This window comes from Providencia sp. wls1916 (assembly GCF_009706585.1).
In the GTDB taxonomy this organism is placed as follows: Bacteria; Pseudomonadota; Gammaproteobacteria; order Enterobacterales; family Enterobacteriaceae; genus Providencia; species Providencia lanzhouensis.
In genome coordinates this window covers 631,809-654,754 of the sequence record NZ_WLUL01000009.1, presented here as the reverse complement: position 1 = coordinate 654,754, position 22,946 = coordinate 631,809, and the positions used below count along the sequence as shown (strand labels likewise).

At 43.1% G+C, this 22,946-nt stretch carries 22 protein-coding genes; 3 read left to right on the top strand and 19 right to left on the bottom strand.

The features are described 5' to 3' along the window. Positions 1-21 precede the first annotated feature (21 nt). Positions 22-297 (bottom strand): hypothetical protein, encoded by a 276-nt coding sequence (locus GKR61_RS06290; RefSeq protein ID WP_154599430.1) that lies wholly within the window; start codon positions 295-297, stop codon positions 22-24. Positions 298-730: 433 nt separating this feature from the next. Here GKR61_RS06290 and GKR61_RS06285 point away from each other — a divergent pair, with 433 nt between their 5' ends. Continuing rightward, complete coding sequence (locus GKR61_RS06285; RefSeq protein ID WP_036952909.1) at positions 731-1,273, top strand: DUF924 family protein; 543 nt, start codon at positions 731-733, stop codon at positions 1,271-1,273. A 61-nt stretch (positions 1,274-1,334) separates the two neighbouring features. Here GKR61_RS06285 and GKR61_RS06280 read toward each other — a convergent pair whose 3' ends face one another. The 5 genes from GKR61_RS06280 to GKR61_RS06260 all read right to left on the bottom strand — a co-directional run bounded on the left by GKR61_RS06280 (position 1,335) and on the right by GKR61_RS06260 (position 7,454). Then, positions 1,335-1,934, bottom strand: a complete 600-nt coding sequence (locus GKR61_RS06280) for a TorD/DmsD family molecular chaperone (protein WP_108477914.1) — start codon at positions 1,932-1,934, stop codon at positions 1,335-1,337. Between the two features lie 124 nt (positions 1,935-2,058). Beyond that, positions 2,059-2,835 carry a dimethyl sulfoxide reductase anchor subunit family protein gene (locus GKR61_RS06275; RefSeq protein ID WP_154639646.1) on the bottom strand — a complete coding sequence of 259 codons (777 nt, stop codon included), beginning with the start codon at positions 2,833-2,835 and terminating at the stop codon, positions 2,059-2,061. A gap of 1 nt (position 2,836) precedes the next feature. Further along, positions 2,837-3,454, bottom strand: a complete 618-nt coding sequence (locus tag GKR61_RS06270; protein ID WP_036952921.1) for a DMSO/selenate family reductase complex B subunit — start codon at positions 3,452-3,454, stop codon at positions 2,837-2,839. Positions 3,455-3,465: 11 nt separating this feature from the next. Then, entirely contained in the window at positions 3,466-5,895 is a 2,430-nt protein-coding gene (locus tag GKR61_RS06265; RefSeq protein WP_132495376.1) for a DMSO/selenate family reductase complex A subunit, read from the bottom strand. Positions 5,896-6,203: 308 nt separating this feature from the next. Continuing rightward, positions 6,204-7,454, bottom strand: coding sequence for a mechanosensitive ion channel family protein (locus tag GKR61_RS06260; RefSeq protein WP_036952924.1), 1,251 nt, complete (start codon positions 7,452-7,454; stop codon positions 6,204-6,206). 175 nt (positions 7,455-7,629) lie between these two features. Between GKR61_RS06260 and GKR61_RS06255 the strand changes: the two genes are divergently transcribed. After that, on the top strand, positions 7,630-8,145 hold the full coding sequence (locus tag GKR61_RS06255; RefSeq protein ID WP_036952927.1) for an anti-virulence regulator CigR family protein: 516 nt from the start codon (positions 7,630-7,632) through the stop codon (positions 8,143-8,145). Positions 8,146-8,481: 336 nt separating this feature from the next. On the opposite strand, the gene GKR61_RS06250 is transcribed toward GKR61_RS06255, so the two are convergent. From GKR61_RS06250 to GKR61_RS06240, 3 genes are all read right to left on the bottom strand, one after another. Further along, positions 8,482-9,057, bottom strand: a complete 576-nt coding sequence (locus tag GKR61_RS06250; RefSeq protein WP_108477916.1) for a cysteine hydrolase family protein — start codon at positions 9,055-9,057, stop codon at positions 8,482-8,484. 125 nt (positions 9,058-9,182) lie between these two features. Next, complete coding sequence (locus GKR61_RS06245) at positions 9,183-10,550, bottom strand: sensor histidine kinase (RefSeq protein WP_036952933.1); 1,368 nt, start codon at positions 10,548-10,550, stop codon at positions 9,183-9,185. Next, positions 10,540-11,214: a response regulator gene (locus GKR61_RS06240; protein WP_154639645.1), complete on the bottom strand. Its 675-nt coding sequence runs from the start codon at positions 11,212-11,214 to the stop codon at positions 10,540-10,542. The genes GKR61_RS06245 and GKR61_RS06240 overlap by 11 nt, the downstream gene beginning before the upstream one ends. 161 nt (positions 11,215-11,375) lie before the next feature. On the opposite strand from GKR61_RS06240, the gene GKR61_RS06235 reads away from it, so the two are divergent. Continuing rightward, a complete protein-coding gene (locus GKR61_RS06235; protein WP_036952939.1) occupies positions 11,376-11,615 on the top strand; it encodes a hypothetical protein in 240 nt (79 codons plus the stop codon). A 170-nt stretch (positions 11,616-11,785) separates the two neighbouring features. On the opposite strand, the gene GKR61_RS06230 is transcribed toward GKR61_RS06235, so the two are convergent. The 10 genes from GKR61_RS06230 to tssA form a co-directional block, all read right to left on the bottom strand. Continuing rightward, a complete protein-coding gene (locus tag GKR61_RS06230) occupies positions 11,786-12,046 on the bottom strand; it encodes a DinI-like family protein (protein ID WP_036952942.1) in 261 nt (86 codons plus the stop codon). Positions 12,047-12,186: 140 nt separating this feature from the next. Next, on the bottom strand, positions 12,187-12,864 hold the full coding sequence (locus GKR61_RS06225; protein ID WP_036952946.1) for a DUF1345 domain-containing protein: 678 nt from the start codon (positions 12,862-12,864) through the stop codon (positions 12,187-12,189). A gap of 415 nt (positions 12,865-13,279) precedes the next feature. Continuing rightward, entirely contained in the window at positions 13,280-14,347 is a 1,068-nt protein-coding gene (locus tag GKR61_RS06220; RefSeq protein WP_154599432.1) for a T6SS immunity protein Tli4 family protein, read from the bottom strand. Beyond that, positions 14,344-16,083, bottom strand: a complete 1,740-nt coding sequence (locus GKR61_RS17930; RefSeq protein WP_154599433.1) for a lipase family alpha/beta hydrolase — start codon at positions 16,081-16,083, stop codon at positions 14,344-14,346. The genes GKR61_RS06220 and GKR61_RS17930 overlap by 4 nt, the downstream gene beginning before the upstream one ends. Before the next feature lie 48 nt (positions 16,084-16,131). After that, positions 16,132-17,475: a VasL domain-containing protein gene (locus GKR61_RS06210; RefSeq protein ID WP_154599434.1), complete on the bottom strand. Its 1,344-nt coding sequence runs from the start codon at positions 17,473-17,475 to the stop codon at positions 16,132-16,134. A 23-nt stretch (positions 17,476-17,498) separates the two neighbouring features. Beyond that, entirely contained in the window at positions 17,499-17,927 is a 429-nt protein-coding gene (gene tssE / locus GKR61_RS06205; protein ID WP_154599435.1) for a type VI secretion system baseplate subunit TssE, read from the bottom strand. A 1-nt stretch (position 17,928) separates the two neighbouring features. Beyond that, complete coding sequence (gene tssJ, locus GKR61_RS06200) at positions 17,929-18,468, bottom strand: type VI secretion system lipoprotein TssJ (RefSeq protein ID WP_154599436.1); 540 nt, start codon at positions 18,466-18,468, stop codon at positions 17,929-17,931. Positions 18,469-18,483: 15 nt separating this feature from the next. Continuing rightward, the gene (gene tssG, locus GKR61_RS06195; protein WP_154599437.1) at positions 18,484-19,575 is read right to left on the bottom strand and encodes a type VI secretion system baseplate subunit TssG; all 1,092 of its coding nucleotides are present in this window, start codon (positions 19,573-19,575) and stop codon (positions 18,484-18,486) included. After that, on the bottom strand, positions 19,551-21,302 hold the full coding sequence (gene tssF / locus GKR61_RS06190; RefSeq protein WP_154639644.1) for a type VI secretion system baseplate subunit TssF: 1,752 nt from the start codon (positions 21,300-21,302) through the stop codon (positions 19,551-19,553). The genes tssG and tssF overlap by 25 nt, the downstream gene beginning before the upstream one ends. A gap of 23 nt (positions 21,303-21,325) precedes the next feature. Then, positions 21,326-22,936: a type VI secretion system protein TssA gene (gene tssA / locus GKR61_RS06185; RefSeq protein ID WP_036952963.1), complete on the bottom strand. Its 1,611-nt coding sequence runs from the start codon at positions 22,934-22,936 to the stop codon at positions 21,326-21,328. Positions 22,937-22,946 lie beyond the last annotated feature (10 nt).

Sequence of the window (22,946 nt, the reverse complement as noted above, 5' to 3'; positions counted from 1 at the left end):
CCTTACCTATTTGATCGTAACTCAACGTGATTTGCGTTCCGGTAAGTTGCGTACAGGTAATGGTGGATTAGGTGCGGGCACGATACTTTTTTCCTCTTTGGCGATTTCATCGCTATCACGATAAACCTCACCACATAAGAAAAACAAATTAGGGCGTTTTGCCTCTAAATAGGATTTTCGGCTCATGCACTGTTCTTGGGTAAAAATGGTTTCGGTCACGGGTAATGCATCGCATGAATCAGTGCCACAAGGACTGACCCACAAAGCCCAACCGATAAGTACCATATGTCCTGCCATTTATCTTGCCTTCCCACTCACCGCTAATGAAGTACACCCAAGATGTCAAATTAACACGCTTAATATATGGGGGCGTGTTCTTTGTCTATAAAATGCTTTGTCTATAAAATATAAGTCAAATTCTAACATTGGATTAAATAAATGTATGTATTCATACGATAGATAAATTTAAATTCACATTAAACAGCAAATAATAATGTGTGATCGAGCATTTATCATTATCAAAAAAAGAATACTTATCTTGATGCAATAAAAAACAGTAGGGAGTTACAGAGTGCTATCGCGATTATTTTAGGGCTAGCTCGCAAATAACAAAATTTTTATCTGCAAATTTGTGTTTTTAGATCTCCATCCTGTCAATTTGAACTATTTTTATCTACGATGAACCCGATATCGTAATAATAATCGCAATAATAATATAAATAGGTAACTTATGAATGCCATGGAAGAAGTGCTTTCATTTTGGTTTGAAGAATCGACCCCAAAACAGTGGTTTGAAAAAAGCGAGAAATTCGATTTAACCATCGCAAAACGTTTTACTGCGCTCAGTGAACAGGCGGCAAAAGGGGAGCTGGCTTATTGGCGAGCCTCTATTCGCGGCCGTTTAGCGGAAATTATTATTCTTGACCAGTTTTCCCGTAATTTATGGCGAGATACACCAAGAGCGTTCGCGCAAGATGCGATGGCGCTAGCACTGGCACAAGAAGCCATTAAACAGCCGGATTATCATCTACTTACGCTATCTCAGCGAAAATTTATGTTAATGCCGTTTATGCATTCAGAATCGAGCTTTATCCACCTGCAAGCGGTGGAGCTATTCCGAATGTTGGGGGATGATAGTACGCTGGATTATGAAATGCGCCATAAGGCTATTATCGATAAGTTTGGGCGCTACCCGCATCGCAATGAGATTCTCGGTCGGCCATCAACTCGAGAAGAAATTGCTTTTCTACAGCAACCTAACTCGTCATTCTAATTCGTCTACATAAAAATGAGTTTGCTTACGCACTAGCAAACTCATTTTCTTTCAAGGTTTATTAACGGAAAAGCTCAGCCGTTGCAGGCTGTAAACCGAGCTGTTTTTGCACACTAGCCAAATAGGTCTGAGTGATTTTTGCAAGGGTAGGGTAAAACCCATGTTCAGTTGACGTTTGCTGAACCAACGTTAAGTAACGTTCCGCCCAAGGTAATAAATGCTGCTCAAGTAATTCCACAATGGCATCGTCTTGACCTTGCTCTGCCAGTGCTGAAATGGCCATTAACATCAAACCAAATTGGTCTTCCGGCTCTCGTAATCCTGTATCGGTAACCAATCCATGGGACATCAAAAACTGGCGATAGGCGCTGGTGGAATCCCCCATAACGGTGTTGTCGTGAGACAGATACACCGAGCCCCACGGTGGTGCTGGCATTGCACCTTGACCTTCAAAAAGAATTGAAAAATCATAGGTAAGCGTATCTGCTGGGTAATCACTTAATGCCTCACAATCGGCAATCAGCTGAGCAGGTTCTTGCCAATCATACAGGGATGGGATTTCACGCAGTACAGGTTGTAACGTTTGAAATGTGGGGGTTTCAGGAGAGTAGTAAAACATTCCCCCTAAAATACGAAAAAGAGTGGTATCGAGAGTTTGCATGATATTACCTATAAAGCTGCAATTAATTTAAAGCTTCAATTAACTTAAAAGAAAGAGCCTGAATTCAGGCTCTTATATTATTATTTATTTTATACTGCTAACCATAATCTGTGGTTATAGCACCTTACATGGTGATTTGCCACAGGTTATAAAAGGCAATACGGCCAGACAATTCAGCAAGTAATACGGCTGCTGCACAGACCAGTAAAGGGATTTTTGGTGAACGTTGCTTGATAGCGAACCCAACGAATGCCGCTAAGGCAATCGCTAATACAATCACTTGGAAGCCCCAAAAACCAGTCTGCTCTGCGCTTAATGCGGGTGCAGTTTCGCTTAAAAATGCTTGGTAGCTGGCACGGCTGGCAAAAATCGCAAAGGTACCGACTAAAAACGCCGTTAATCCTAAACCACGAGCGCCGATTGCCATTGCAAGTGCGCCACCACCCACAAACAGGGTTGTCCACATTTGCAGCGTAGTGAATTGGGTATCCCAGTTAGCAATGGTTGCAATGTTATACACTTGCGGGATTGACCAAACGAACGCTAATCCTGAAATCACCGCCGCAATGTTAGACAGTTCACGCAGAGCCGCTTGTTTAACAAAGTGGGTGAAAAACAGCGTAGCGGCAGCACAACCCACAAATACGCCACTTAAGAACGCTTCATTACTCATTGGTGAGCGACCCACGCCCAACAACATATTGAAGAAACGCAGTGGTTGACCGACGTGCAGTGCGCCAATACCTAAGCCAATCATCACAATGATAAACCCGACAATATTGGCTGTTTTCAGCTGTTTATCGTCAATTGAGCCCATTTTTTTTGCAATATAAGCTAACAGAAATAAACCCGCCGCGGATTGCCCTAAGACAGTAAAGAAAACCAGTGGTAACTCATGCATATTAGACCTCCGCAGGGTTTTTCAATTCGCCACTTTTATCACCTGATGGCTTAGCATCTTTGTGTGGCTTGATGACGATATTCGGGTTAGTCAGGCTTGGATCTGGCATCGGTGCAATGCCGCACTCCGTACCGTGTAACTCACGTAAAACGGTAATGTCATCGAAATCTAAAGCGCGCTGCGGGCAAGACTCTACACAAACCGGCTTCATTCCTTTTGCGACACGTTCATAACAGCCATCGCATTTGCTCATCAGTTTTTTCTTTTCGTCAAACTGTGGCGCACCGTATGGGCAGCGCAGTTCACAGTAACGACAGCCTACGCAGATAGACTGGTCAACAACCACTAAGCCATCTTCACTGCGTTTGTGCATTGCACCAGTTGGGCAACCTTCTACACAAGTTGGATTCGAGCAGTGGTTACACGAAATAGACAGGTAGTAGCTATAGACGTTTTGTTGCCAAATACCGTCTTGTTTCTGCCAGCTACCGCCACCGAATTCATACACACGGCGGAATTTAGGACCTAAATCTAAATCTTTTTCGTCCTTACAACTTACCTGACAGGTTTTACAGCCAGTGCATTTTGTGGAGTCAAAATAAAAGCCATACTGTTTCATCAATTAACTCCTTAAGCGCGTTTGACTTCAACAAGGTTAGTATGTTGTGGTGTGCCTTTCGCCAGTGGAGAAGGGACATGGGAGGTTAGGGTGTTGATACAACCACCAACATCTAAACCTTCGGTATTCAATGTGCGCCATGCACCTTGAGGAACCGCAATCACACCCGGTAAGACGCGCTCAGTCACTTTGACTTTAATCTGAATACGTCCGCGATCATTGAAGATTTCAGCTAAATCGCCGTTCTTCAAGCCACGTTCTTGTGCATCAATTGGGTTTAACCAGAATTGATGAGGAATAGCCTCACGCAGCATAGCCACGTTGTAATAGGTTGAGTGAACATGACCCTTATCGTGGAAGCCTGTCATTAATAAAGAGTGTTTTTTCTGTGCAGATTGCGCTTCAACACCTTCTCTATTCACACAATATTCAGGAATAGCTGGAATACGCTGACCTTCTGGAAGTTCCCAGTTTTTCACGCGTTCAGCCAGTTTTTCGGAGTAAATTTCAATTTTGCCCGATGGTGTTTTCAGTGGATTATTCACTGGGTCATCACGGAAGCTTTTCAGTGCCACGTTTTCAGCACTATTAAGGAACTTACGGTCGATGATCCCCGCGCCATCAGTTTCACTAAATTCGGGCAAATGAGGCATTTTTTCACGGGTTTTGTTGTAGCAAAACTCAATCCATTCTGCGTAGGTACGACCTTCAGTGAATTGATCTTTTACGCCCATTTTCTCTGCGATTTCGACTAATACATCGTAGTTTGGACGGTTTTCCCACAGTGGTTCAATGGCGTTTTGTAGACGAACTAGGTAGTGATAAGCCCCACTTGCATAGGAGTTATTGATCAGGTCGTTTGTTTCGACGGTGGTCACATCTGGCAGTAGTAAGTCCGCATATTTTGCCGATGGGGTATCGTGGTTATCCCAAACAAGGATAAACTCACATTTTGATTCATCAGACAGAATTTCATGGGTCTTATTCAAGTCACCATGCTGGTTTCCGATGACGTTACTGGAATAACACCACATAAATTTGATGTCATTATTCAGCTTATCAACGCCTTTGATCCCGCCATTTTCTGCGGTTAATTCTTTACCGCGCACAATCGCTTCTGACCACATATAAGTAGGGATCAACGCTTTCACAGGGTTTGGCAAGCCAAATCCAGCCACTGGATAGGCGAAACTGTTACCCCATAAACCGGTGTTAGTCCCAGAACGACCGATATTGCCAGACATAATAGGCAGCATCATGATAGAGCGACAGGCTTGCTCACCATTTTCAGTACGTTGTAAGCCCCAGCCTTGTGAGATCCAAGCACGTTGAGCGTTACCAATTTCACGGGCTAACTGAATGATTCGTGAAACCGAAATACCCGTTAATTTGCTCGCCCACTCAGGGGTTTTTGCAATCCCATCAGGACCATTGCCTAAGATGTAATCTTTGTAAGAGGCATTACGTGGTGCTGAAGCTGGCAGGGTTGATTCATCCCAGCCTACACAGTAATTTTTCAGGAATTCTTCGTCGGTTAAGCCTTCTTGGATCATCACATAACCCAGGGCTGCCACTAACGCGGCGTCAGTACCTGGATAAATAGGGATCCATTCTGCGCCTAATGTTGTGACGCTATCGGTACGGCGTGGGTCGATAATGATGACTTTTGCTTTGCTCTTATCGAGGGCATTGAGTGTTTCATAGAACTGACCACCACCGGACATACGGGTTTCAGCCAAGTTATGACCGAACATCACCACGAGATCGGAGTTTTGGATTTCCGTTAAATAAGATTCTTCCACACTGCCGTAAACATATGGCGTGATCTCCATTAGCTGTGCGTAGGAATAAGTTCCGTAGTCACCTAAAAATCCACCCGTTAGACTTAAAAGACGTTTACAGGCCGCACGACCGTGCAAGTTGGCACCCGTTGAACCAGAACCATATTGGTAATAAATGGCATCGTTGCCGTATTTATCGATGGTGTATTTCAGTTTTTCTGCAATGATAGTGGTAGCTTCATCCCAGCTAATTTTTTTGAACTTACCTTCACCACGTTTACCCACACGCACCATTGGGTATTTTAAACGGTCTGGATTATAGGTTTTCCAGCGAACTGAACGACCACGCAGACAAGGGCGAATCTGATGTTCTCCCAGTGTTGAATCGTCATACATGGTTTCATTGGAAATACGGCTGATAACGCCATCTTTCACATGAACTTTTAGAGGGCAGCGACTACCGCAGTTAACTAAACAAGCGCTGTAGCTGATTTTCTCACTGACTTCGTCAGGCATGATGGTTGGTGTTTTTGCTTGAGCAGCAAAAGGCAGAGTGATTGAGCCTGCAACGGCGGCTGCACCCGCTACGGTTGCGGAGGTCTGAAGAAACTCCCTCCTGCTCAGTTCTGCGAAATGAGTATTTGTTTTATTTTTATGCATTGACATTGCCTATATGTAAATAACGTATTAGGTATGTTCAATATGTTAGAAAAAATACCCACTCACTAACATGATATGCATCAACAATATCCTTGAAAAAACCAAGGGAAATATTTTTATTTATTTAATTTATAAGGAGTTTTCTTGTCATAGATGCCATTTTTGTTCTGTTTTTATTATCAATCGTTATATTGAGAATTATATAATGGTAGGGTGGGATCTGTGAGTATAAGAGGGGTTTCCCCCTCTAGGTAGGCTGGCCATGTTTGCTAATCATTAAGTAGTATTTATAAGTTACCTATGATGAGTTATTTATTTGTTGAATGACCTAAGAATCGAACATCATTACCGGTAGGTGATTGATGCACAGATAAATTGAACTGCGGCAGAATGGAAAAAATATGGTCAAAAATATCCGATTGGATGCGTTCGTATTCTAACCACACTGTCGTGTTGGTAAACGCGTAAATCTCAATTGGGATACCGTTTGAGTCTGACTCTAATTGGCGAACCATGATGGTCATATTTTTATGGATCTGCGGGTGAGCGCGTAGATACGCTTCAATATAGGCGCGAAATGTCCCGATATTAGTGAGGCGTCGCTGGTTGAGTGGCGTCGCTTTATCCTCTGGTAAAGCAGAGTTGTAGACCTGGATCTCAGAGACTTTTTTCCCGATGTAAGGCTCTAATAAGTTGGCTTTTTCAAAGTTGCTAACTTCTTCAGGTTTCAAAAAATGAATACTATTGGCATCGATACGTAGGCTGCGCTTGATACGGCGCCCGCCTGATTCAGTCATGCCTTTCCAGTTTTTAAATGAATCGGAAATCAGTGCATAAGTTGGAATAGTGGTGACGGTATTATCCCAATTTCGAACCTTAACTGTGGTCAATCCAATATCAATTACCGCACCATCAGCACCGTATTTAGGCATTTCCAGCCAATCACCAATGTTGACCATGTTATTTGCAGAGAGCTGAATACCAGCGACTAAGCCCATAATCGGGTCTTTAAACACCAACATCATGACGGCGGTCATCGCCCCTAACCCACTGAGGATAATCAACGGAGATTTACCAATCAGTAGCGCGATGATCATAATCGAAATCAAAACGGTGGCGATAAGCTTAATGCTTTGGAAAATTCCACGTAGCGGGAGATGAGCTGTTTTTGCCGCACGTTGTAATACGCCCAGCGTGATATCCAAAATGGAATAAATCGTCAGTAAGCCAAACAGTAAGCACCATGCTTGGGAAGCGACATTCAATACCATTTGTGTCGTTGAGCCCGAAGATAGCCATAAGGTGGATTGAATGTTGACAACAATACCTTGAATAATAAAGGCAATTCGATTGAACAGATTATATTGGGTGAGTTGATGTTGCCAACCGGAACCCGCTTTTAATCCTCTTTTTTCAATCGTGGGAAGCAAAATTTTGTGCAGAAAAAGATGCAAAATCAGGGCGACAATCAGTATCAGCCCAAGAACCATTAAGAGAGAGGCGAGGGTGGCATAGTCTTGATTAAACTGGCGAGCCCAGTCGAGCAGTTGCTGCTGCATAAATTCTCCTTTATTACGTTATCCATAAATGACGACCCAGTATAAGCAAATAGGACTTAAGTTTGTGAAATATACCGAATATTTACATAAGATTACGGAAAATGGCGGTTATTCTGATTGATGCTCTATACTTTGAGGAATACTCTCAAACGATCATGTTTATGAGGAAATACTGATGAAAAAGCCTACGAAAAATAGCTGTCTACCACTGATTGTTCTTTTAGCATTCATGGGGACATCACCACTTGCGTTTTCTGACCCAAGTGGTAACAACGGGCATGGAAACGGTAACAAACATAATAATAAAGAATTTAAAGGCAACAACGGCCATAAAAATAAAGATGATGACCATTATAAAGCGAAGCAATGGAACGGTGATAATTCAGGCATTCAAGGAACGTTGCGTATTTCACCTAATATTAGTTTTAGCTTGAATTTTGGGAATGTTCGACCTTTAGCCATTGAGTACGGTCTTACGGGCTACAAAGGGCTACCACCAGGAATTGCAAAGCAAGTAAGAAGAGGAAAACCGTTACCTCCGGGGATAGCTAAAAAGGTTCTACCATCAAAGTTTATCCATCAGTTGCCTGTTTATGCGGGCTATGAATGGAAAATGAGTGGTAAAGATCTTATTTTGGTAGCGATTGGCACGGCAGTGGTTGCTGAAATTATTGAGAACGTATTTGAATAAAAAAACGGCCTTAAAAAAGGCCGTTAGCAAAAATTTGCAAATACTTGAATGAGGTAAATGAAAGGTTTGATTGACTATGGTTTAACTAACCAAAGTTTAAAGCAAATTACATAAAACGCTTGGACAGTAATTCAACAACTTCTTGCAGGTTAACGAAAAATTCTTTGATGCTTTTCATGTTCGCTCCGAATGTTAATGTGTGATCTTGATCACGTAGGAGCATTCTAGTTTTTTATTGATCAAAGTCAATAATCAGCCAAAAGATATTTTAAATATTAAACTAATTTTTAGGTCGAACCTTGTAAATTATTGTTTACAGCTTACTCATCATGCCGGCTAATTACCTTGCATAAAGGTTTTGCTGGATGAAATGGTGGCTAGACCTGCCAGTGCCTGCATGCTTTGTTCGTGTAGTTCAATGGTTGCAGCGGCACACACATCTTCGAGGACATGGCAAAAATAACCTAAATCATGGGCTTGTCTTACGCTACTTTGGATTGCCATCACCGAACTGACTCCACCGAAATAGAGCTGAGTAATATTATTATCGTTAAGCCATTGGTGGAGTTTATTGCCTGCAAATGCAGAAACGCCTTTCTTAATGATCACTCTGTCTTGCATATGAACGACCAAATCTTCCACCCAATGGCAGCCGTAGCCACTTAATTTTAATGCGCCTCTCTGTTTAGCTTGTGAAAAAAGTGGGGAGCCAGCGGGGATATCTTGATAATTATCGCTAAAGCCAACTTTGACCCAAATAACAGGAATACGCTGACTTCTTGCGTAATTAGCGGCTTGATTCGCCTTTTCAATAATATTGCGGGAATTGACTTGGGAATAACTGCTATTGGATAAACCATTTTTACCCACAATATCGTTAATAAGATCAATGATGATTAGCGCCTGTGACATTATTGCCCCTTTTTATGGCTAAGTAATTTAACGTAAAAGGGGATTGTAATGTTTATTATGCACTAGGGATGTTAACTGAATAACATTATTTTAAATAATGGTATTATTCTCGACTGCCGCCTTAATTAAGGCAAATCAATAATAAATCCAATACCTTTATTCTCTAATCCATCAGTGACTTTTAATGTTGCACCTATTTTCGATGCCAGATTATGGGCAATAGATAATCCTAAACCGCTTCCTGTTTCTAATGTTCCGGGTACACGGTAAAAGCGAGAAAATAGATGTGCTCGGCTCTCTTCCGGAATACCGCGTCCATTATCTTGAACCGTAATGGTGGCACCAAAAGGGGTGAGATCGACCAGTGTCACTTTTATTTTGGCTTTTTCAGGAGAATATTTAATCGCATTTTCGATTAAATTAGTGAACACATTACTCAGTGCCAGCTTATCAGTTTCGACATAAAAAGAATCTGGACTGGATAATTCCACATCAATATGTTTATTGAGAGCATAAGGAATATGGGATGAAATGAGATTACTGATTAACATAGGTAAATCAATTTGCTCTTTACGAATGGCAAAATCTTCCGCTTCCAAACGTGCGAGATCAATTAATTGATGAGATAAAGAGGCGGCGCGCGTTAATGTCTCTTTCATATCATTAATAATCTCGGCTTTTTCTTTTGGATTATCGATATGCATTAACACATGCAATTGTGCTGTTACCGCTGCAATCGGAGTCCGCAATTCATGAGCCGCATCTGCCATAAAACGTTTTTCGCGTAAATTCGCGGCATCGACTCGTGCCATTAATTGGTTAATCGCGGAAATAATAGGGCGAGTTTCTTTATACATATCTTTGGTATCAATCGGCGTTAAATTTCCCGGTTGACGCGATGAAATAATTTTAGCGACTTGTTTAATGGGGCGAATACTAAAATAGGCAGTGATCAAAATAGCGATTAACATTATGCCCAAAATAAAGGCGAGAGGAATGGCAGTGCCTTCGGCTGGATTACCAATTAACTTTCGTCGCTCAAGATACGATTCTGCAATCACAACTTCGAGGGTATGATCATCATCCCATGCAGAAGTGAAATGCCAATCTTTATGTTGGGCAGTTAGCATATCGACTGATTTTAGTGATGGGTCTGAAATCTTTTCACTATTGCGATATAGCACATGTCCCAGATTATCCCGCACAACCATATACGGTTTATAGCTAGTTTCAATGCCGTTTTCCATGGCATCGGTATACATTTTTTGCAGAATAACCGCGAGCTTATCAAAATATTCTGGGGTATCTGATACTGTACCTAATGTACGCGCAATCCCTTGTGTGACGATTTGCTGTTGTTGGTTAAATTCATCATCATCGACCAAATCAGGTAGATAAAAAAATTGTAACCAACCGACTAGCAGCAGCCATAAAAAGATGACTGCGCCAATCTGAATACCAAATGTGTAGACCAGAAAGGATTTAATCTTCACCAGATTGCGCTTCTTTTTTTAGTAAATAACCGATGCCACGGATAGTAATAATTCTGTCTTTACCAATTTTGCGGCGTAAATTATGAATATGGACTTCAAGGGAGTTACTTTCCACATCATCCAAGCCAAATAAACGTTGCTCTAAATCTGTTTTTCGCACGACATTGTCGGCATTTTTAATTAACTCGTATAGCAACAGATATTCTTTACCGGAGAGTAATAATAATTGACCATCCAAGGTGACTTGATGGTTTAATGGATTTAATTGCAGATTATCTAATTGCCAAATTTCAGATGAAAACCCAGCCATACGGCGGCTAATAGCCTTTACGCGAGAAATCAACTCTGGCATTTCAAGGGGTTTTGTTAAGAAATCATCGGCACCAGAATCTAAGCTCGCCACTAAATTATCCATTTTATTACGGGCGGTAAGAATAATAATCGGTATTGATTCTCCAGATTGGCGCCATGCAATTAATTCCTCTTGACCATCACCATCAGGTAATCCCAAGTCTAAAAGCATGACATCAAAATTGCGTGCCTGTAATTGCTGCTTAGCATCAGATAATAATCTGACCCAGCAAGGATTAAATCCGGCTAATTCCAGTCCACGACATAACGCTTTGCCGAGCTGAAGATCATCTTCTACCAATAAAATATTCATATTTATTACCTCTGTTGCGGAGTATAAGCAGACTCCGCTCACCCAGCAACTAGGATATTTATCCCCTTAAGCATCCCTTAAGGTTGGTTTAACCAAATATTAAGGTACTAAAATGCAAAAGCACTAATATACCCTCAACAACCATAACAAGAGCATTCATCATGAAAAAAGCGTATATTGAAGTGCCTCTATTTATCGGGATTATTTTTTTTGCCATGGTATTTATGGGGGCGAGTTTCAATAAACCACAATTGGCGTTGAATCCGACGAAATTAAATGAAGTTCAGCGATGCACTGATGCGAAAACTTGCTTAGTAGAGGCTCGAATACTTGAAGTGAGTAAAACGAAACGTAATCCGGTGAATGAGTTTAAATCGTATCTTCGTCAGAAACTTTATTAATACTCTTTCGATAATGGCGGAATAGTGAATTGTGGTGCTATCGGTTTTTATACACAGAAGCGTATAAACGATAGGCAGAAATAGATTGAAAGTGACTCAGATTAACTTCAAAGAATAATGAATTAAGAAATGGAAGATGGATATTACCCTTCCATTTCTCTGCTAATCATCTAGTCATCGGTATTTGCTTCAGGTAGCCAGCCGTCATCCATCCAAATTTCTTCTAAGATCTCTTCAATGCGTAATTTATCATCCGCAATCTTCGTTCCTGAAATATTAATCGCCTGCTGAGAGCTAAAGCCCACTCGAGTGACCATATCAGGGTACTGTGACTGTAGTTTGCGTAAAATCTCAGACTCTAAAGCTTGTAAAACCAAGCCACTTGGTTTTTGCGGTGAATTCTTATCAAATAACACTTCGATGCGTAACATAATAGCCTCTACTAAAGACTGTATTAATATACAGTATTTTTAGATCTATATGGGGATATTGTCAATATCCTGCATTGAATATTTTTTTATTGTGATAGCAGGCTAACTCTTTTTATTTCGACAAGTTAATCCGATAACCTTTAAAAGAAGCTGGCAGAAATATTAATACACAACCCTAAAATGGCCATATTAAAGACAAATGAAATAACGGATTGGAGCAATACTGCGCGACGCATAGGGGTTGAGGCTACTTCTACATCTGCCGTTTGTGAGGCGACGGCAATGGTGAATGAGAAATACATAAAATCCGAATAGCTGGGTTGGGTGATTTTATCGGGGAAAATTAGCCACGGTTTTTCATTTTCACTATTGCCGTAATAGAGATGGGCATAGTGCATGGTAAAGCCCGTAGGTAAGAGCAGCCAAGAGGATATCAATGTCGAGGCAGTTAAAATATAAGAGTAAATTTTATCGGCTTTCGGGATATCACTGTGTCCGCCCAAGGCAAAAAATAAGGCTAATAAACTGACGCAGCAGCCTGACATCAAGAAAAATATTACCATGCTCGCGCTTTCGTCTTCGATTTTTGTCAGCTTACGAATGTCTTTCACATTGTGGCTAATAATTCTCTGGAACAGAAACAACAAATAACACCACGCAAATGCGTTCCAACTGATAATTAAGTTAATAATCAGACTTTGTGTTTGAAATAAAGCGAAGAAAGTGATGAAAGCAACAATGAGCGAGACCAAAAAGCGCGGTCGAGAATGAAATGCATGACGTAGCTGGTGGGTGATACGAGCAGCACAGCGAAGCATGGGGTATTCCTTGAATTTAATAATCGGGTGTTTTTCCTAAATTAAATTGAGTATACCATTGGTAAAAAGGATGCACTAATCACTGCGTTTCAAGGAATGAAATGAAACAGTTCTATTTATGCTTGCTGCTGTGCTTTTCAGCGCCGTTATATGCAAATGAATTGTGTGAAAAGGTCGCAGACCTTTCTACTGCTGATGTTTAGTGCCATGATAGTTAAGTATAAAGCCTATTTTTATTATACAACAGATGACACATTTTTAGTTGTGGATGTTTTCGTCATTTCTGGCGGCCAAGTGTCTGGACAAATGGAAGTGGAAGGGGCGTTTCTTCTTTCCAATTACTATGCGGTGTCTGATGATAATGACAGGAATAGAAAGCGCAATGACAGGGGATAATCTGTCATTGCATTAAATCTTAATACGCGTTAGGACGAAGTTTAAATGACTGTAAAACCCGATCCCAGATTTCAACCATTTGCGCATCGGTGTAATCTTTCACTGTCAATATTCCGGAGTTATGAAGTAAAATAAGCACTAAAGGTTGTAAATAAGTGACATTTTTCTCATTGGCATTGTATTGAAAACGGTATTTTTTATCTCCGTCTTCTTCACCGGAAATTAACCACTCTTCACCAGCAATCGTATTGTATTTCACTGGGCCTTTTTTCAAGGTAGAAGCCCCTAATTGCCGCATAATCGGTTTAATTTCAGATGAGCGTTCAAGCAAACTGTCATCTTCACTTCCCAATAAATTATCTATCACAATTGCCCATGCAAATTGATTGTTTTTAAAGAGCATGGACAATTTAAATTTGTGGTCACGTCCATCATCGTGAATAAAGCCATAAGGAATACAAATCCCTTTATCGGTCGGAATTTCATTCTTTGGTCGCCCTTGTAAGCGAGAAATTAAGGATTGCATCGCTGCTAGTTTTTGAGACTTATCTGTAATAGGATAATCACCTGTAAAATATGATCTTTCTTTAGCATACTTATCTGATGTCAGATCATGGAACTTAGTTTTTATAATAAACGCTACATTATCAATATACACATGAGCTTCTAGCTCTCTGGCAAATCCAGGGTAAGCATAGCTTTCATTTTTATCAAAAATTACCCCCTTTTCTAATCGCACAATATCTTTCAAAAAGGGTCCATCCCGCTCCTCACTCACTCGCTGTTTTTTTAATTCGTCTTCTCGTAATTCAATACGTTGTTTAAATGAAGGGGGATACATAAATTGACTTTCAATCGTCATATCATCGATGGTGATGACCGAGGAAAGCTCTTGGGTTAACGCTTTTGGGTAATTAAAGGTGTAGCGACCTAAACAGTAGGTCGGTGCATCATCAAACAGAGTATTAATCACAGCAGAATCCTTTTCATTAAGTGAGCGGGAATAGGTTTTATTGGGCACGGAACACGCAACTAAAGCCCCCAATAAGACCAAGCTTAAAAAAGCAATAAATTTATTTCTTATCATGGTTTAACCTCACCCGTTTGCAATATTTTGCATAAGGAGCGTAAGGTGAATTTTATCGCTGGTGATAATTTACCCTCACCATAAATACCATCCCCCTTCATGGGCTCAAATTTATAGGCATTCTGATGGTCAACATTCGTTTCTAAAATGTCTTTAAATCGCCACGATTCCTGTAGATTGATAGCGTATTTAGGCACCGTACCATCTCCCGCACCTCCTTCATAATTTCCATTGGGGCTTTTCCACGCATAGCTCGATTTAAGTAATGTATACTCCCGTTTATCACCATATTCCGTTGTCTCTCGACTATCGTCAGATACCCATAACCACGACGTTTTATCCCGTAATTTCCAGGTCACCGTTTCATCTGAACGGCGAGGATCTTTAGCCAGCGTAGTGTCATTTTTATCGTCATACGCCCCGTAAAATTGGTAAGTATTGGCATGATAATGAGAATTCATTTTTTCCATGAATGGTATTACTTGTTTTATCATTAACATTTTATAATTTATAAAGTTAGTAGTAATTTTATCCTCTTTTTTATCCAAAATATCAGACTCATACATTCGCCACCAAACTTTATCTTGAAGATAGATTTCCTTAAATGGATCACCTTTTTGCGGCAACAATAAATCAGTTACCCCATCAGGACTGCCTTTTTCAACCCGCATCCACGGTTGACCATGGTTATATTTCGGAGAAGGTAAAAGTTGTAACGGTGCAGGGGATTGCGCTAAAACAGACATAAGCCGTGTGGCACTGGCCCCCAAAACAAGTGACATCGGAAACGCATGTTCCCCGATTTTCATCATCTTATAGGCGGTTGGCGAACCTAAATCGGGCATCACACCATGCACGATACCAAGAATTTTATCTTTGCAGGGTGTTGCTAATAATTCGGAAGCGTAACGTGATACTAAGCCTCCCATCGAATGGGTCACAAGAATGACTTTCTCCTGCCCTTCTTCAAAGGCGAGTCCATGCCCAATCCCGCCATTCTGTTTAGGACGGTATAAATTTAAAACCTCATCAATGTATTTGGCGAGATCTTGTGCGGACTGAGCGTTGTCTTGTAACCAGTTATAACCAAAAACATGAAGTGGAAGCAGTAAGCTACGGTATTTCCCCGTTTCACCATATGAAAGCAGGTTAGTATCCTCTGGCGAAAGTGGTTTCTCTAGAATATTTTTAAAAATAGAGTGTTGAGAGAAATACTCCTCAGCTTCATCTGCCGTCGCGCATCCCTGATCTTTCGCTTTATTGTAATACTGCTCCCAAACCAGTAATTCTTTTTGTAATTGCTCTAAGGGTTCAAAGTAAGAGAACTCTAATGCGCTGCCCCAACCTCGTTTTTGACGTGAACTGGCAAAATAGGTTGATTCGTTATCATCATTACCCACTTTTTGACCAAAATCCGTTACAACGGCATTAGGATCTAGCAATTCACGACGACGTTTTCCGCCAGTCAATCCCCAACCCAACGCATCCCATAGCATTAACGCCATATTACTGCGTATCCGCCAGACAGAGTCTCCCGTATCTTTATGTTTTAAGTTAGACCCCATAATGCCGGGTAGAAAAATAACGGGAACCACTTTAGTTGATGGGAGATAACAATTCGCTTTGGCATTTTCAGATTGGTGCTTCCGCTGTAAGTCTTTCCAAACTGCACATTTATTGTCATCAAATTCAGCAAAACAATGCTGAATATTTTCGCTTTGTTCATCTTGGCTCATTGCGTGTCCTTTTAATTGAGCATGCTGGCTTAATTGAGAGATGAAGAATTATTTATTTTGCTGAATCAACGCATAGCGATTGAGTAGCTGTTTAAAATGGTTATCAATCCGTTGGTATTCAGACTCAGGGACGGAGCCTTGGGTTTGAAGTTGCTCAAGACGACGCAATTCTTCTTCTAACGGAACGCTTTGATTAAAATGCTGGCGGGCATTGAAAATAATGGTTTTTAATTCAGACCCCGTGATATAGCTGCGAGGTTTACCATCAAGACTGTCTAAGCGCGTACTGAGATTATTTAACTCTGCCATCCCTTCAGACCACTGTTGTAATTTATCGTTAGATAGCGCATTAATTTGCATATTTTGCTGCCATTTATCGTTAAATGCGCTGACTTCTTGCCGGTCACCATATTGTTTAGTGAGGTAACTCACCATGTTTAATCCATACTGCTGAGACCAAATTGGGGAGACGGACTCTAATTCCACGAGGTAGTTATCGATTATCTTGAGTTTTTCAGGAGAAAAACTATTCGGTTGTGCGGCATTAGGCTGCAATTGTTGCTCAAGAATTGAGGCAATATTCGGCGTAAAGTCAGGTAATTGGGGTAGCGCTTGCGCTAAAACGTGGTTATTGATTTGTGGGTGTAACACATACAAAGTTCCTGCACACAGCGCGCCTGTGAGCACAATACCGAAAGCCATACCCACACAAATGCCTTTGCGGTAAGAAGGCTTGGTCGGTGTTGGTGTGCTGATAGTGGCATTGGCCTTGATGGAAATTGGCGTTGCTGCGGTACGGGCATGAAATGACGATGGCGCAGTTTTTGGCAATTGCAGCGGCGTTGGTGGAATAAAACCACTGTCGGGAACATCGGTATTTTCGAGCTGCTTGGCTTGAGTGGTGAGCAAGTTTTGCAGTCGTTCCAGCTGAGTGAGGTGTTTGAGCTCTAATGTTTGTAGCAACTGTCCAATTTGGTTTAGCGTCGCTTCAGTCTGATACAGAGCTGGCAGGTCTGCATAAACAGGTGCATGGGCGCGTAACCCTGTCATGAGTTGTTGGCTCAGCGTAGCGAGGATCTCAACCCGGGCATGGGTCTGTTGTGGCCATAATCCTTGCCAGTGGCGGCTCAGTAAATGTTGAAGTAAAGATAAGCCTTCGTTTAATCCCGCGATGCTATTTTGATGCTGGCGGATCAAGGTAAACCATGCGCAAGTTTGTAAATCAGCGCCGTTTTGGTTGAATAAGGACAAACATAGCCCATGAGCGCGCGCCCAGTCTACATCTGGGCGGGCGGGGTGAAAGCGTTTATTTAATTCTTCTTTGAGCGCGGCAAAATCAGCCAGCGTGCGCGGGTCGCCACCAAGGCGCAATGTGTTTAAATCTGGGTTCATAGTCTTCTCACGCAGTCGTCAGTTTAAATCGTATCGAATTGTTTTTTTAGATGGTGTACGAGAATGCGCCCATCCGGCATAAATTCAGTGCCATAACGGATCAAACCTTGCTCATGTAATTCAACCTCAAGGGCGTAATGGAGTGCCCCAAAGCTGTTTTGCGGTAATAACACTAAAGAGAGTGATTTGATGCGGGGCTCATACTTGAGTAACGTTGCCGATAAAATGGTCATCATATTGTGAGCAGTGCCGGGGAGACCTTGGATCATTTTACTCATATCTGGTAGCCCGTAGTCGGGAAGGTGCTCGATACTGCCCGCTCTGGCGTTGAGAATGCGGCGAATATTGTCCATCACAGAAACCATCACTTGGTCATGTTCTGGGATAGTATCAATATCCAATCCTCCCGCAAAATACCCCGTCAACATTTCATATAATGAAGGCTGGGACATGCTATTTTTCTCCAAGTGGTTTTAAGGTCATGGAGTTATCAGCAAGGGTGAGTAAGCGTGGGTCATCCGGTAGTAACCGCTTTTTGGGGATCACTACGCGCCAGTCATCGGTGATAAGGTCTGGGTGATGGAACATCACGGCGATGGCAACAAATTCAGCGCCGTCTTCAAGGGGCATATCAAGGGAAATCGACTCACCCGGGCGAATGCGTAAATCTTTTTGTACCACGAGAGAGGATTTTAGTACTTGGCTATCTTTGGCAAATAACGATGCGTAGTCACTCTCATCAAAGCTTTCAGTATCTTTCAATTGATATACACGAATGATGGTGGACAGCGATGCGCCTGTATCATCGGTATTGAGCGCTTCACGTGCCACGAAATCAAGATGGACGACTTTCACTTGCTTATAAAATATCGCGCTTGCTGCACTGCGAGTGCCATCGCTGACCATTTGAGTGAGCCCGCATCCAGTGAGGTTTAATGCAGTCAGAAGCACCAATGTTTTGCCGCAAAATGGCAATAAAGGGATGTGTTTCATAGGAGAGTCCCGGAATCAGAATCGATAATTAGCGTAATGTGAGGGCGGCGTAGAGTGTGATGTTGCCGATAATCGCTGATAGCGCCCCAGATTTAAGGTAATAATGTGTTCGCGGAGAGCGACATTAGGCGCCAATGTGCCCATCGCGGCGGTCCGTCCCAGCTGAACACCTTGGTGAGATTGCGAGCTTAACGTTGCGTTAGGGAGCAACTTTCTGGGTAATTTAAGACAAAGACGGGCATTGACTCTTGACCCTAGGTAAACATGCAATAGCGCCATTAAATCTTGATACAGCTGTCCGTCAGGCAGCCAATTGCGGGCTTCATCAAAGTTATCTGTCCGTAAGGTAATCAAAATTTGGCTGTTTACATCGGTAGAATACTGACCTAAAACGGGCTTATTGGTTAAGGTCATTGGGGTTTTGCACGACAGCCCTGTTTGAGTTGTTTGCTCGATACGCCGCGGGTCATGGGGTTTGATTTTCACATGAGTGTCAGGCGCGAGTAATTTTACGAGTGACACAACGCCTTCTGCGGTGCGGGTTGGAAAACGTAACGTGCCCAGTAAGGCGAGAAAGCGGGATAAAGGCGCTTGCACATGTTGAGCAGTGCCGGGGATCCCCAAGCCAATTAACCCATACAAATACTGGGATGTTTCATCTTCGCCACCTGCGGAAAAAGTTGCTGGATAGGAATATTTTCGCCAAATACGGTAAAACTGCGTCGTGAGCCGATGGTTAAAAATATCCAAGAAGTCCGTGAGCGATTCGGTTCCTTCCCGCTGTTGTGCGATGTCATCGAGGTAGGCGGTGGGTAACGGTGATGTGACACCATATAACCCTAAAAAGGTAGTTCGAATACTGGGTGTGTTGCTATCTCGGTAGCGGTCTTCAATGTCGATGCCTTTAATTTCGGTGACAGGAAAACCCATCCCACGATGGGGACGAAACCGGATAACATCTGTTTTCGGGTCTTGGGTGCTACCAAGTGGCGGGCGCTGTTTATTACTCTGTTCTAGCAGTTGGCAAAACCGATAGAAGTTAACCAGTGGTAGACGCTCCCCTAGTGCATCAAAAAGCTGATTTACTGAGGATGGTTCTCTGTCCATGTGAGGTTATTTCCTGTTGGTAAAATATGGAGAGTCAATTGGTTAAATAGATGCACGTCGGTATACAGTGCGAAAAAGCGGTTGAGCATTTCACCAAAGAGATGAATATCCCCTTCACCGTTAAATCCGTTGCTATCAAGAGTGATATCGATGGCAATACCGCGCTGTAAAAAGCCTTTTTCGAAACGCTCAATAAGGTGCTGTTCAACGTGGATCATGGCATCGAGTTTGCGGCTGTTTAAATCATCCTCTCGCCAGTCATAGAGTGCCAATGTGCCGCGCAATACCTCTACGTTGTCCATCATATTGAGGAAGCTGGCGCCAAGGTGGCTGAGAACGCGCCAATGAAATCGGTCTTCTGCTGGGGGATAGCAAGGCAGGGTTGGCTTGCATAAATTGCGAACCTGCAATTGGGTTTGTAGGGTTTCTTCGGTCCTGTCGAGCAATGTACTTTGCAGCGCTTTGCGTGGAAGTTGCCCGTTAGTGCCAGTTAATTGCAAAGATAAGGTTTCACTTTCAAGGGCAGCGGTCGGCTGTTCGCGTTCTCCCCCTAAAATCAGCCATGTATCATGTAACCCGCTGACACCGCGCTTAACGCGAGTGTGGTAGTAGTGTTCTGGTGCATTGCGGCGCAACATGCCACCTCGATGGCGAAAGCTGCTAAATGGGACATAGTGAATGTGTTCACCTCGCCTTGTACCATGAACGGTATCGACAGCATAAATTTCGGTGTGTCCATCTTGTAGACGGCGAGGGCGCAGTAAATATTCACTTTCTAACCCGTTAACAGTGAGTGGATCAGCTTCAATATTGAATAAGTTGATCACCGGCACGCTGTGCAATTTTAGGTTATCGTGACTTAATGGAGTGTCGCTATCCCACAGGGTATCGAGCACAATTTCTAGCTCAAAGTGGCTTAATCCTTCGGGCAATTGAATCTCTTCAAGCCCGTTTAAGTTGACGAAGAAAAACTTTTCTCGAAAAGAAAAATACTCCAGCAACAACTGGTAGCCACTAAAGGTACTATCTCCTTTGGGCCACAATTGATCTTCTTCAGCAAATCCCCCAGGGGAAAACCACAGCGGCAAACGAACGCGGTCAGGGGATGACGGTAAACGGATATAGGTCGCCGCGACATGTTTAGTGAGAGCCAGATGCAGGGCGTAAGTGGTTGGAACGTCACCCGCCAAATAAAAGGAAATGGTCCCAAGTGGGCTCTGTTTCCAATCGACAAGTTTTGCACAATCGAAGCGTAATCGGATCACGGAACGTCCATCAGGCTCAGTGGTTAAATTCACTGTGGATAGCGCAATAGGGTTCAGTGTTAAATCCCGCGTGGTGCGGTAACGACAAACGGTTTTCTTCTCGCCAATCGGGCGTGAAAGTACTTCAAAATTGGCGGGGATCACCGACGATAATTTCATATCGTGAATATCCGGTGCGAGTTCAACCACGGACAGGGAAGGGATGGTTTGTAAATAATGAGGCCAAAGTAGGCTGACCAATCCTTCCGTTAATTCCGGTAAATCATCATCAATTTTCTGGCGCAGCTGCCCCATCGAAAAGGCAAAACCTTCAAATAGTCGCTCAACAAAAGGGTCGGGAATGCCGGCTTTATCTAAATCTAATAGTGCCGCCCGGTCGGGATGAGCTTGGGCGAACTCTTTCGCAGCTTCGCGTAGATAGCGCATTTCTGCATCATAATAGCGAAGGGTTAAATCATCCATTCGTATCACTCTCACTGATTAATTTAAGGGTAGAGTACTAGCGCTCGGACAGGATCTAAGCGAGTCAATTGAGCCAATAACTCAGACATTTGGTGATGTAACTCGGCCTTATCCGGTGTGTTACGTTGCGCTTTACCGCGCAGAAGTTGTAATTGGCGGGCTTTGACTTCAAACAGGGAATGCGGTTCCCAATCAGCCAGTTGCATGTGTTCAGCGCGATTGTCTAATTCACGCAATAAGTTCAGCGCCAAATCATGACGGGCAAACTGCTCTGCCACTCTTGCCATTACCAATTGCAATAGCCATTTTTGGCGGGTGGTCTGAATATTCGGGCGAGACATTAACCATGCTAAGGCGGCTTCTACCCCTTCGGTATCGGCTTGCGTTAATGCTTCTTGCTCTAAGGCAAATATCGAGCCGTTATCATCATCATCCGCGCCTTGAACTGGCATAGAGTGCAGAGACTGAATGTTATCTTCCAGAATCTGTTGTTTGATCCACGCGAGGGTCACTTCATCAGCAAAGGGGGTGCCATCTTCCCATGCGAGATTTTCTAACCCGGGTAGGCGCAATAAAAATTGTTTTAAATCCGAGGCAATAACGTCTGCCCAACCGTTCCAAGGCGCGGGAGATTTACTGAGCGCTTGGTGTAGGTACCATTGAACATCTAACCAAAAATGGTTAACGCCTTCAGCAAATAGGCGGTCGGCTTGTTCGGTGAGCTCCAACCAGTTTTGTTGCAGATATAAACGTTTTAATTGGGCTTTCGCATCCGAGCGCGGTGGGGCTAAACGTGTGCAACCATGCTGGTTCTGTGGTGGCGATTGGTGCAGGGTATCCCAACGGACAGATTTCATCAGCCGGTGACCCGACAGCCAGCCGTTGGGTTGATTACGCAAATAATTGGCAAGCACTTTGGCTTGGTCGAGCAGCTCACGACCTGATTGTATGGGGGCGATAGGGCTGATCCCCGAGGCCGTTTGCTTTGTCGCGACATTTTCCGACGCTTTGATATTTTGCGGGATGACGCTATCAGCCCCACCGGATTGGGCGAGCCGATTTTCTAAAGCTCGTAAGAGGGGGGCAAGGTTAGGGCGGCTTGCTTCATCCCACGTATTAAACTCATCCACGATCGCGCTAAGTAGTGCCACAATGCGGGAAAATTCGTTGCTATCCACCTCAGGGTAGAGGGATAAGCTGTCGATGACACGTTGACCCGCCAGCCATTCGATGGCGGCTTTTCGGCTATTTGGGCGCGAAGGTAGTAGGCTGTCATGGTAGCGATGTAGTAATCCTGTGAGTAGACCGAGCCCATCGGCTAACCCTGTTTCCCCTTCGCGATGCAAACGCGCCCAAATATAGTAAGTGATAACTCGCGCATCTTTGCAGACGTTGGTCAGGAGGTTCTCGGCAAGAGCACAAATTAATTCAGTGTCTGACCCAGAGAGTTTGTTGACTTCTTCTTTCATGCGTTCGAAGTCATCGTCATAACCGGGGTCATCCCCCATTGGATTTTCAGCTGTAATGGGCAGTAGCCAGCGCTCCCATAGTGCCACTTGTTGCTCAACAAGCTGGTTAGCAGCAAGCGGATTTCCAGTAAAGCAAGCGGTGCGCAAGGCAGTTAATAAAGGCATAGGTGATGTC